The organism is Gabonibacter massiliensis, assembly GCA_001487125.1.
GTDB lineage: Bacteria > Bacteroidota > Bacteroidia > Bacteroidales > Marinifilaceae > Gabonibacter > Gabonibacter massiliensis.
In genome coordinates, this window is record LN913013.1 from 179,019 (window position 1) to 190,345 (window position 11,327).

10 protein-coding genes are annotated in these 11,327 nt (G+C 43.5%); all 10 read left to right on the plus strand.

Annotation, left to right across the window (positions count from 1 at the left end; genetic code table 11):
- Position 1 precedes the first annotated feature (1 nt).
- The 10 genes from ftsA to BN3283_RS04985 all read left to right on the plus strand — a co-directional run bounded on the left by ftsA (position 2) and on the right by BN3283_RS04985 (position 11,213).
- Entirely contained in the window at positions 2-1,174 is a 1,173-nt protein-coding gene (gene ftsA / locus BN3283_RS04940) for a cell division protein FtsA (RefSeq protein ID WP_059025869.1), read from the plus strand.
- A gap of 19 nt (positions 1,175-1,193) precedes the next feature.
- Positions 1,194-2,516: a cell division protein FtsZ gene (gene ftsZ, locus BN3283_RS04945; protein ID WP_059025870.1), complete on the plus strand. Its 1,323-nt coding sequence runs from the start codon at positions 1,194-1,196 to the stop codon at positions 2,514-2,516.
- Positions 2,517-2,528: 12 nt separating this feature from the next.
- Entirely contained in the window at positions 2,529-3,737 is a 1,209-nt protein-coding gene (gene ftsZ, locus BN3283_RS04950; RefSeq protein WP_059027175.1) for a cell division protein FtsZ, read from the plus strand.
- Between the two features lie 91 nt (positions 3,738-3,828).
- The gene (locus tag BN3283_RS04955; protein WP_059025871.1) at positions 3,829-5,658 is read left to right on the plus strand and encodes a DEAD/DEAH box helicase; all 1,830 of its coding nucleotides are present in this window, start codon (positions 3,829-3,831) and stop codon (positions 5,656-5,658) included.
- Positions 5,659-5,760: 102 nt separating this feature from the next.
- A complete protein-coding gene (yihA, locus tag BN3283_RS04960) occupies positions 5,761-6,366 on the plus strand; it encodes a ribosome biogenesis GTP-binding protein YihA/YsxC (RefSeq protein WP_041503976.1) in 606 nt (201 codons plus the stop codon).
- Positions 6,367-6,370: 4 nt separating this feature from the next.
- Entirely contained in the window at positions 6,371-7,771 is a 1,401-nt protein-coding gene (gene xseA, locus BN3283_RS04965; RefSeq protein WP_070807454.1) for an exodeoxyribonuclease VII large subunit, read from the plus strand.
- Positions 7,749-7,946: an exodeoxyribonuclease VII small subunit gene (gene xseB, locus BN3283_RS04970; protein ID WP_041503975.1), complete on the plus strand. Its 198-nt coding sequence runs from the start codon at positions 7,749-7,751 to the stop codon at positions 7,944-7,946. The genes xseA and xseB overlap by 23 nt, the downstream gene beginning before the upstream one ends.
- Positions 7,947-7,955: 9 nt before the next feature.
- A complete protein-coding gene (dacB, locus tag BN3283_RS04975; RefSeq protein WP_059025873.1) occupies positions 7,956-9,335 on the plus strand; it encodes a D-alanyl-D-alanine carboxypeptidase/D-alanyl-D-alanine endopeptidase in 1,380 nt (459 codons plus the stop codon).
- A gap of 55 nt (positions 9,336-9,390) precedes the next feature.
- Positions 9,391-9,960 (plus strand): RNA polymerase sigma-70 factor, encoded by a 570-nt coding sequence (locus tag BN3283_RS04980; RefSeq protein ID WP_059025874.1) that lies wholly within the window; start codon positions 9,391-9,393, stop codon positions 9,958-9,960.
- Positions 9,961-10,061: 101 nt separating this feature from the next.
- The gene (locus tag BN3283_RS04985; RefSeq protein ID WP_041503972.1) at positions 10,062-11,213 is read left to right on the plus strand and encodes a FecR family protein; all 1,152 of its coding nucleotides are present in this window, start codon (positions 10,062-10,064) and stop codon (positions 11,211-11,213) included.
- The last annotated feature ends 114 nt before the right edge of the window (positions 11,214-11,327 follow it).

An 11,327-nucleotide genomic window follows, 5' to 3' on the forward strand; every position in this document is an offset into this window, starting at 1 on the left:
TATGGGATACGTAGCTTCTTTGGATATGGGGTCGGAGACCATGGTGATGGCTTTGGCAGAGAAAACCGGGGATGATTGTCGTCTTGTAGGTGTCATGAGTGTTGCGTCTCAAGGCATAAAACGGGGAAAGATAATTGATAAACTCAGGGCCAAAGCTTGCATACAGCAATTGTTGGATGGATTCGAAAGCGAACATTCCGTGCATATTGATTCTTTGAACCTTGCGCTTTCGGGGAGTTGGGTGAAAGTGTTGGAGGATAGGGAAAGTTTAAAATATGCCAAGTCGCAGGGGGTGACCCAGCATGATTTGGTTGAGTTGGAGAAGAGGTGTAGGAATACTTTGGAGAATGGAAACGAGGTCGTTGTGGATGTCGTTCCGATGGCTTATTTTATAGATAAGGAGGTCGTAAACGATCCGGTCGGATATTCGGCACGTCGTTTGGACGTACGTTATCAGGTTTTCATTCTATCGAAGGAGATGTTAGAGGAGTTGAAAATATTATTCTCGAGTATAGGTGTCGAACATTTGGAAATTTATTCGGTCGTTCGGGCCGTGACGAGTGCTTTGGTGACCAAGCCAGGAGAGAATCAGAATTTTGCCCTTGTCGATTTAGGAGCCGAATGTACGAAAATCGTTGTATTCCAGAATGGAATGGTTTTGTTTTATTCGGAATTGCCGTTAGGATGCCGTACGATCGAATCGGATTTGAATGTGGCTTTTTCTATTCGGGATCTCGAAAAGGCTAAAAAATTAAAACATGAATACGGAATGGCTCTTCGGGCCGAATGCAAGAATCGAAAAGTTATTATTCCCGAAACAAAATATTGTATAGAGAGTCATAATTTGGCTTACGTGGAACAGTGTCGTTTGGAAGAGATTTTAGAAGGGGCCATATTCCAAATGCAGCAGAGCGGTTGTTACGAAGATCTCGATGAAGGAGTCTTATTGACCGGAGGTGGAAGCCGTGTTGTCGGTGTGGATACCTTATTATCGAAATTGTCGGGTCATAGCGTGGGAGTTGCCCGGGCCGTAAATGTGTCGTCGGAAAAAGGTGCTTTATTGAAGACACCGGAGTATTTAACGGCATTGGGTTTGCTGCGATGCGAGCGGAAAGAACAGAAAAAGTCCGGAAGTCGGATGAAGAGGTGGTTCGGAGAACTTTTTAATGATTAACGAATTAATGGTTTCAGTTATGTTTAGTGAAGGTACTTTGCTGGAGTTAAATGCCCCGATACAGGAGGAGTCGATCATCAAGGTGTTCGGAGTGGGAGGAGGCGGGAGTAATGCCGTGAATCACATGTGCAGACAAGGAATTCGAGGTGTCGAATTTGTTATTTGTAACACGGATATACAAGCCTTGCGGATTAGTCCTGTCAAGAACCGGATACAGATCGGAAAGGAGTTGACTGAAGGCCGGGGAGCCGGAAGTTTGCCGGAACGCGGACGCCAGTCGGCAGAGGAGAGCTTGGATTACATAAAGACGATTCTCGAGCGTAATACAAAGATGATTTTTATTACAGCCGGCATGGGAGGAGGTACCGGAACGGGAGCAGCTCCCATTATTGCCAGACAGGCCAAAGAATTAGGGATATTGACCATTGGAATCGTTACGATACCTTTTAATTTTGAAGGAAAAAGGAGGGTTGAACAGGCTATGGCCGGGGTGGATGAATTGGTAGAATACGTGGACGCCTTACTGATTATCTGTAATGAGAAATTACGCGATATGTATGGGGATTTGAAGTTGTCCAAAGCTTTTGAAATGGCTGATAATGTTTTGACTATTGCAGCTAAGAGCATAGCTGAAATCATCACGCTAAAGGGTTTTGTTAATGTCGATTTTGCTGATGTGGAAGTGGTCATGAGAAATAGCGGGGTGGCGTTGATGGGGGCCGGGGAAGCGGAAGGTGAGAATCGGGCATTGGATGCCGTCAAAATGGCTTTGGAATCTCCTCTATTGAATAGTAATGATATACGGGGAGCCTCCAATATATTGTTGAATATGTTATACGGGGACAAGGAGATCACGATGGATGAGATCACTTTGATAACCGATTACCTGAAAGAGTTGGTCGGTTACGATGTTAATGTAATTTGGGGAGCCGGAAAGGATGATTCGTTAGGAGACGAATTACGTGTGGCGGTTATAGCTACCGGTTTTAATGGTGTTCCTGTGGATACGAAGCGTTCGCCTATCTCTTTTAAGGTAGAGGAGATAGAAGACCTTGAGTTGAAGGTGGTAGATCCGAAGAAGTTGGAGGAAGAAGAGCGACAGCGTAAACAGAAGCAGGAGGAGAACCGGCTTCGACGTTTGCAACGGGAGCGACAACGAAGAGAGATGGAAGCTATAGAAAAAGAGGAGGAGAAAGATTTCGAGGAAGAAGTTCGGGAAAAACAGCGTCCGGATCGAAACCGGAAGCGGGGCATAAACGAGGTTCCCGATGTGGACAGTTGGTTTAAACGTAAACTCGGAACAATGTTTAGTGAAGATATGAGTAGAGATACTGAATTGTAATAGCGGATGATCATGGTAGATGGATTGATAAATTTTAACCAGAACGAAATTTCCCCTACGATTATTAAGGTAATCGGAGTAGGTGGCGGAGGCGGTAATGCCGTCGAATACATGCATAAACAAGGGATTTGCGATGTAGATTTCGTGTTGTGTAATACCGATTATCAGATATTGGAACATAGTCAGGTTCCCATAAAGATTCAGTTGGGCAGAGCTTTGACGGAAGGCCGTGGGGCTGGAAACCGTCCGGAAGTGGGAGAGGCTGCTGCCAATGAAAGTTTTAAGGAGATAGAAGAGTTATTGCGAAACAGCACGAAAATGGTGTTCATTACGGCAGCTATGGGGGGGGGGACCGGAACGGGAGCAGCTCCGGTAATTGCCAAGGTTGCCAAGGAGATGGGGATTCTTACCGTGGGGATCGTTACCATCCCTTCCCGTTTTGAGGGCCCGAAACGTTTGGAGCAAGCAAGGGAAGGAGTACGGAGGCTGAAGGGCTATGTGGATTCGTTAATCATTATCGATAATGAAAAGATTCAGCGGATTTATGGTTCGCAAACTTTGTCAACAGCCTTTGCCAAGGCTAATGATGTATTGAATACGGCCGTAAAGGGTATAGCTGAAATCATCACTTTGCCGGGGTATATAAACGTGGATTTTGCCGATGTGAGAACTGTTATGACCGATAGCGGTATCGCTATCATGGGGGCGGCAAAGGCTTCGGGAGAAGACCGGGCCAAAAGGGTTATTGTCGATGCTTTAAACAGCCCTTTGTTGAATAAGAGTGATATTTTGGGAGCCAGTAATATCTTGTTGAATATTACTTCCGGTACGGATGAAATTACAATGGATGAGATGAGCGAGATAACATCCTATATTATTAAGGAAGTAGGAGATAATGCCGCTGTCATTTGGGGGGTCGGTACGGATGAATCTTTGGGAGATTCCATATCCGTAACGATAATTGCCACCGGTTTTTCTACCACTGATGTGGAAAATACCTTTACCGCACCTATCAAAGGAGGGATACCCGTAACAATGTCGGAAACGGAAGAAGATCCGGAACGGATGAGGAAAATAAAGGATGGCGTGAAGGATTACGTGCAGGTCATATTGAAGGAATCGGATGTGATTTTGCAACCGGACCTGCCGCAAGAGAAGATAAAAGAATTGGAAACGACTCCGGCGTATACTCGGAGACAAATAAAAATAGATAGAATATGATGCGGAAAAATAATCGTAATTTGTTGTTTGTGATTGGAGATTATGGACAAAGGATTACAAGTGGCATCATGGAATTAATTTAATTACATTAATGGAAAAATTTAGAGAATTAGGTTTAGACGGGGAAATTCTTAAGGGAATTGCAGATTTAGGTTTTGAAACACCGAGTCCTGTACAAGAGAAGACGATCCCTGTAATTTTGGGCGAAGAAAATGATTTAGTAGTTTTAGCCCAGACTGGAACGGGGAAAACAGCAGCATTCGGATTGCCTTTATTGCAAAAAATCGAGCCGGAATGGAAAAACACCCAGGTCCTGGTTTTGAGTCCTACGCGAGAATTGTGTGTGCAGATCGGAAATGATTTAAAAAACTACTCCAAATATCGTAAGGATATTCGAATCGCTTGCGTTTACGGGGGTACGGATATCCGCAGGCAGATCAAAGAGATTGAACGGGGCGTTCATGTTATCGTGGCTACACCGGGAAGGTTGGTAGACTTGTTAAAACGGAAGGTTGTAGATATCGAATCCGTGGTTGCCGTAGTTTTGGATGAGGCGGACGAGATGTTGAATATGGGCTTTCAGGAAGACCTGAATTTTATTCTGGAGGAGACTCCTAAGGATAAGAATACTTATCTGTTTTCGGCGACAATGCCGAAGGAGGTAGAGCGGATTGCTAAAAATTATTTGATCAATCCGAAAGAGATAGCCGTAGGCAAGAAAAACCAGGGAGCTGATACGGTCTCGCATCACTATTATATGGTGAGGGCGAAGGATTGTTATGAAACATTACGTCGGGTAATCGACTGTGCCCCTGATATGTATGCCATTATTTTCACGCGGACTAAAAATGATGCAAGTGAGATAGCCAAACATTTACAGCGGGACGGGATCGATTGCGATGCTTTGCACGGAGACCTGAGCCAGGCTCAACGTGATAACGTGATGTCCGCTTTTCGTTCCAAAAGACTGAAAGTGTTAGTCGCTACGGATGTGGCTGCCAGGGGATTGGACGTGGATTGTCTGACCCATGTTATTAATTACAATTTGCCCGATGATGTCGAAAGTTATACTCACCGGAGCGGTAGAACGGGGCGTGCGGGAAAAGAGGGTATCTCTATTGCTATCATTCACTCCAAGGAGAAGGGTAAGTTGCGTCGTATCGAAAACATGTTGAAGAAAACGTTCGTTTATCAACAGGTTCCCGGGGGAGATCAGATTTGTAAAGCTCAATTAGCCTATTATGCCGATCAGATACTTGCGGCAGAGCAACAGGATAACCTGGAGAATTTCGAGCAGACCGTGTTTGATAAATTTGCCGATTATACGAAGGAGGAGTTGATTCAGCATTTGGTCTCTTTCGAGTTCGGTAAATTGTTGAAGAAGTATAAAAATACGGAGGATCTTAACCTGACGGAAAAAGAGCGTAGTGAACGCGGAGGACGGGAAGGAAGAGGCGAACGCCGGGGACGTGGCGGTGACACAGTCTTTAGTGCTTTTTCGTTGAATATTGGTCGGGAAGACGGATTAACTCCTAAAGATCTGATGGCCTTGATTAATAAGCATTCGCGTCGTAGAGGAGTGGAAGTAGGAGGAATCCGGATTTACGATACGGATACGAAGTTTGAAATCGACGAGGAGAGTGCTGCGGATTTCGCATCGGATTTCAGTAGGGCGATATTCAATGGAATTCCTTTAACCATCAGAGCGATATCCAATCGCGGCCAAAGTAGCCGTGGGAGAGGTGGTGATAGGGATAGAGGGGGAAGCCGGGGTGGCCGTAGCGGAAGATCCGGAAGAGATCGTTTTGAACGTAGGGATAGCGGAAAACGTGAGAAGGAGGTAGAGGGGAAACGGCGAGGGAAACCAGGAAGTAATCCGAAGAAACCGAGGAATTTCAGACGTTCTTCTGCGGGAAATTAATAAAAACAAGCGTTTTTGTTTTATATAGAAAAAGAGAGAGCTGGAAATTTATTTTATGGACGGCTCTTTTTTTGTATTTTTGAAAGTCTAAAATAAAAGATTATGGAAGTATATAACGCAAAATTTGTAATGAGTAATACGGAGGTGGATAAATGCCCCGTTCCTGATAAGCATGAATATGCTTTTATCGGTCGATCTAATGTGGGAAAATCTTCTTTAATCAATATGCTTACAAACCATAGTAAGTTGGCCAAAACTTCCGGTACTCCCGGGAAAACACAGTTGATCAATCATTTTCTGATTAATAATGAATGGTACTTGGTCGATCTACCGGGATACGGTTACGCGAAAGCTGCAAAATCGGTACGGAACAAGTTTGAACCTATGATTAAAAACTATATTCTGAAACGGGAAAATATGGTTTGTCTGTTTGTTTTGATCGACAGTCGTCATGAACCTCAAAAGATTGATTTGGAGTTTATGGCTTGGTTGGGAGAGAATGGGGTTCCTTTTGTTATGGTATTTACGAAGGCCGATAAATTAAACGTAACCCGCCAGAAAACTTGCATAGAGGAATACGGAAAAATCATGTCCGAACAATGGGAGAGTCTGCCTAAGGCTTTTTTGACTTCGTCGGAAAAGGGGATCGGTCGCATGGAAATTTTGGATTACATCGAAGAATTGAATAAAACGGTAGAGTTGGAATAAAGAGATGATGGAACCTATAGGGCTATATCAGCTGAATAATTTGGTGAAACAGACTTTGAAGGAGAGTTTCACCGAGGGGATATTGATTGTGGCGGAAATTGCTGATATCAAAGAGAATCGTTCGGGACATTGTTACATCGAGTTGGTGGAGAAACGGGAAGAGGATGATGCGATTATCGCCACGGCCAGGGCGACGATTTGGGCATTCACGTATCGTTTGTTAAAACCTTATTTTGAAACGACCACGGGAAAATCTTTACAACGGGGAATGAAAGTGTTGGTTCGTGTGGAGGTCGTGTTTCATGAAGTTTATGGTTATTCTTTGAACATTCGCGATATAGATCCTACCTTTACCATAGGAGATGTGGAGCGGAAACGAAAAGAGATACTGGATCGCTTGGAACAGGAAGGAGTTATCCATATGAACCGGGAATTGGAACTCTCTCCCTTACCTAAAGTTATTGCCGTTATATCTTCTCCGACAGCCGCCGGATATGGAGATTTCGTAGATCAGTTGCATCGGAATCCTTTCGGTTATGCTTTCCATACGAAGTTATTCCCGGCAGTGATGCAGGGAGAAAATACGACAGCGTCTGTGATTGCGGCTTTGGAACGGGTATATGAATACGACTCTTTGTTCGATGTGGTCGTGATTATTCGGGGAGGAGGTTCTCAAACCGATTTGGGGAGTTTTGATTCTTACGAATTGGCGGCAAACGTGGCTCAGTTTCCGCTACCTGTTATTGCCGGAATCGGTCACGAACAGGATGAGACAATTGTAGATAGGGTCGCTTTTAAGAGCGTGAAAACTCCGACAGCAGCAGCAGCCTTTTTGATTGAGCAGTTTCAGGCAAGGGAAGCTGGAATAGAAGATTTGCGGGAACGATGGAGGATGAATGTAAATCGACGGTTGGCCGAGGAGAAAAATAAACAATACGTATTGGTCTCCAATTTCAGGCAGTTTACCCGTGCTCTTTTGGATAACCGGAAAAATAGCCTGGTATTTCAGTTACAAAAGGCAGAACATCGTTCAAAGTTGTTTATCCGGAATCAACTGGGCGGATTCGAGCAATGGAAAACACGTGCGGAAGGAAAGGTGCGGTTGAGTTTAGGGCGTCAGACCATGTTGCTGGAGAATTACGGTAGGCAGTTGGAACAACGAGTGAGCAATTGCTTTTCTTATCAAAACCATCGTTTGGAGATGGCAGAGGCCCAAACGAGGTATATGAATCCGAAAAATGTATTGAAACGCGGGTTTTCGATTACCCGGATAAATGGAAAATCAGTGAGAGACATTACCGGTTTACAAGCGGGAGATGTGATCGAGACGGAATTGTATCATGGTAAAATAACGAGCGAAATAAAAAACAAAAAAGAAGAGTATGGAAGAGAAATTGAACTATAAAATGGCTATGGCCGAGATTGAAAGTATTGTCAGTAAGTTGGAAGATAATAAATTAGATATAGATGAATTGGGAGAGAAGGTGAAGCGGGTTTCCCAACTGATTGCTTTTTGTAAAGCTAAGTTGCACGAGACGGAGGAGGAGGTAGAGAATATTTTGAAATCAATGGAAGTTTGAATTTTTGGGATGCCGAGACGGATTTTATATACTTTATTATTTTGCGGGCTGATCGTTTTTCCGCTTTCGGCTCAGGTCGATAGTGCATTGCAAAAATTACTCTCTACACCCGGTTTAAAGCATGCTGCTATCGGAATATCTGTAAAGCGGGTGGGCGATCAAAAAATCATAAGTGCATATCGTTCGGAAACAGCCTTAATACCTGCCTCTGTTACAAAGTTGTTCTGTACGGCTCTGAGTTTGCAAAAGGTGGGTCCGGCCTATACTTTTTCTACCCCCGTCACCTATACGGGAGAGTTAGCAAATGGGATTCTGAAAGGAAATATTGTGATTGAGGCGGGAGGAGATCCTTGTTTGGATTCCCGTTACTTCCCTGCCCGACGTTTTATGGATACGCTTATTCAAGCCATAAAGATATTGGGGATCCATCGGATAGAGGGGACAGTTGTCATTCGTGAACAGGCTCGAGTGGAAATTCCGGGGTCTTGGTTATGGGAAGATATAGCCAATTATTACGGGGCGCTTTATCATTCTTTTAATTATCGGGACAATTTATATACTGTTACGTTGAGACCGGAAAGAACTGCGGGAATGGCAAAAATTATTTCTGTAGTTCCTTCGATAAATGTGGAATTTGTAAATCGGGTAACGGTTTCCGATCTGAAAAAAGAGGAGGTTTGGATTTATGGCGGTCCTTACACGGGGAAACTATTGTTAAAAGGAAATATAACCGCGAAATCTTCTTCCTTTGAAGTGAAGGGAGCCATGCATCGCCCTGCTGAAACCTTTTGTGATGAGTTGAAGAGGCGGTTGAGACGACAGGGAATAGCAATAGGCGATACGTCCGTATCCGGAGATTCCGTGCATCCTCTGCATACTTTTATCTCTCCGACCGTAGAAGAGATTGTTTTTTACACGAATAAGAGGAGCATAAATTTATTTGCGGAAGCTTTAGGTAAGTTGGTCAGTTCTGACCGTTTCGAACAGGAGGTAAAGGAGCGTTTAGCGGGAATGGCGATTGATACGGCCGGAATTATTTTAAAAGATGCTTCCGGGCTCTCTATGCAAAATGCTGTTCCCGCGGAAGTGTTTACCGATCTTTTGTTATGGAGCCGTCTGCATTTGGGAAAGTCTTTCTGGGCTTCTTTGCCTGAAGGGGGAGTGGATGGCGGACTGGTTATTTATGCCGATCATCCTGTTTTGCGGAATAACCTGCGGGCAAAAACCGGTTCCTTTACCGGTGTGCGTACCCTTTCCGGATTTTTGAAAACAAGAAACGGGCAGGAACTGGCTTTTACCGTACTGATTAATCATTATACTTGTACTCCGAAGGAGCTGCAGGAGGCCGTTCGGAATTTTTTGGTGGATACGAGCAAAGGTTTGGAGTAATCCGATTTAATATTTACTTTTGTTTATCATGGTTTTTACTCTGTGATGATGTGTTATGTCTATAAATCCGGAACAGATTCTTCAAGGTGTTAATGAGAAAGACGTGAAGGCATGGAAAAGTGTCTATGTCTCTTATTATGCGGCTTTATGTGCCTATGCGAACCGGTTGATTAAAGATGTAGTCGTTTCAGAAGATTTGGTGCAGGACGTGTTGTGTAACGTTTGGCGATCGGATAGAAAGTTTGAACAGGTGGGCGATTTTACCTTTTATCTGTATCGGGCTGTTTATAATCAGGCCATGATGCATATTCGAAGTTTGAAGTGTAAAGAACAGCATTTACGGCAAATGTTACGGGAATGCCAGGAAGAATTTTCAGAGGAGGTTTTTGCCGATACGGTACGCGAGGAATTACTCAGGCAATTGTATCGTTATATTAATGAGTTGCCTGAAGACAGACGGAAAATTATGTTACTCAGTATTAAGGGGTTCTCCGGGCAGGAGATCGCTGACCAGTTGGGTATCACGATACACACGGTGAAAACTCAAAAAAACAGGAGTTTTAAATTTTTGCGGGAAAAATTGAAAGATTCCGTTTTTTTTATTCTGCTAACCTATTATGTATAAGATAATACCGGGCGTTTTTCTAAAATATTAGTAAAAAATCATCTTTTTTGTCATACCAAAAGTCGGTTCGTGCATTTTCTATATAAAATGAATATAGGAAAATGGGCGATGAATTTCAACGGATTGTTTTTTTGTTTCGGAAAGCGTTTTCCGGAAAATTAACTGTAAAAGAACGGGAAGAGTTCGATAAGTTGATGGAAAATCCTTTTTTATATCGGGTATTTACGGATATATCCGACGATGTTTATGTAGAAGAGGAGTTGGCAAAGTATAGGTTATATTCGCCAGAAAAAGCTTTCCGGAAATTCGAGCAACGGCAGATAAAGAGATTAATGTTGCGAAAACGGTTGTTACGCTGTTCTGTTGCTGCAACTGTCTTCATATTGTTGGGAATCGGGACAGGGCTATGGTTAAATAGGCAGGAGGAAAAACAACTACGGTATGCTGAAAATACGGTTATCCGCCCGGGAATAGCTAAGGCCTATTTGAAATTGGGAGAGAAGCGGGCGAATGAGATCGTGTTGGATAAAGAGGGAAAAATAGAGGAGCGGGGGGGAACGAAAATCCAGTATGAAGCCGGGAAATTAACTTATGTTTCATTGGATACGATTACGGATGCAATCGAATACGATGAATTGATCGTACCTGCGGGAGCGGAATGCTACGTGGCGTTGGAAGATGGTTCTTGTATTTGGATTAACGCGGAAAGCAAACTGAAATACCCCGTTCGTTTCGGAGAGGGTAAACGGGAAATATATATAGAAGGAGAGGCTTATTTTGACATAAAGAAAGATAAACGGCCTTTTATCGTGCATTCCAAGTTGGGAGACGTGAGGGTCTTGGGTACCGCATTCGGGATTACTGCTTATCCGGAAGAGAAGATGATGACGACATTGGTTCGCGGAAAAGTGGCTTATATCGGATATGGGGATTCACTCGCGATTGAACCGGGCGAGCAGGTAATGGCTTCTCCGACGGGAGAGGTGGCATGTCGAAAAGTGAATGTAGACGAGTATGTAGGGTGGAAAGACGGTTTGTACGTGTTTAAAGATCAGAAATTGGAAGATATTATGAAAACGTTGCAGAGATGGTATGATGTGACTGTTTTTTATCAATCGCATCACTTGAAAGAGGTGCGTTTTACGGGTAACCTCAAACGATACGATACGATAAATTCTTTTCTCCAATTACTGGAAGGTACGGGTGAGTTGAAATATAGGATAAGTGGAAATACGGTGATTCTGTATCAATAAAAAACACGGATACCAGACGTAGGAAATTTGTTATCCGTGTTAGAGTATATTAATAACTAATATGTTGCAAAAGTATGGAAAAAGTACCATTGTTAAGGTTAACATGCCTTATTA

Excerpts from the sequence above, each read along its gene's own strand:
- ftsA (WP_059025869.1), top strand. The coding sequence starts at position 2 with ATGGGATACGTAGCTTCTTTGGATATGGGGTCGGAGACCATGGTGATG.
- ftsZ (WP_059025870.1), top strand. The coding sequence starts at position 1,194 with ATGTTTAGTGAAGGTACTTTGCTGGAGTTAAATGCCCCGATACAGGAG.
- ftsZ (WP_059027175.1), top strand. The coding sequence starts at position 2,529 with ATGGTAGATGGATTGATAAATTTTAACCAGAACGAAATTTCCCCTACG.
- BN3283_RS04955 (WP_059025871.1), top strand. The coding sequence starts at position 3,829 with ATGGAAAAATTTAGAGAATTAGGTTTAGACGGGGAAATTCTTAAGGGA.
- yihA (WP_041503976.1), top strand. The coding sequence starts at position 5,761 with ATGGAAGTATATAACGCAAAATTTGTAATGAGTAATACGGAGGTGGAT.
- xseA (WP_070807454.1), top strand. The coding sequence starts at position 6,371 with ATGATGGAACCTATAGGGCTATATCAGCTGAATAATTTGGTGAAACAG.
- xseB (WP_041503975.1), top strand. The coding sequence starts at position 7,749 with ATGGAAGAGAAATTGAACTATAAAATGGCTATGGCCGAGATTGAAAGT.
- dacB (WP_059025873.1), top strand. The coding sequence starts at position 7,956 with ATGCCGAGACGGATTTTATATACTTTATTATTTTGCGGGCTGATCGTT.
- BN3283_RS04980 (WP_059025874.1), top strand. The coding sequence starts at position 9,391 with ATGTCTATAAATCCGGAACAGATTCTTCAAGGTGTTAATGAGAAAGAC.
- BN3283_RS04985 (WP_041503972.1), top strand. The coding sequence starts at position 10,062 with ATGGGCGATGAATTTCAACGGATTGTTTTTTTGTTTCGGAAAGCGTTT.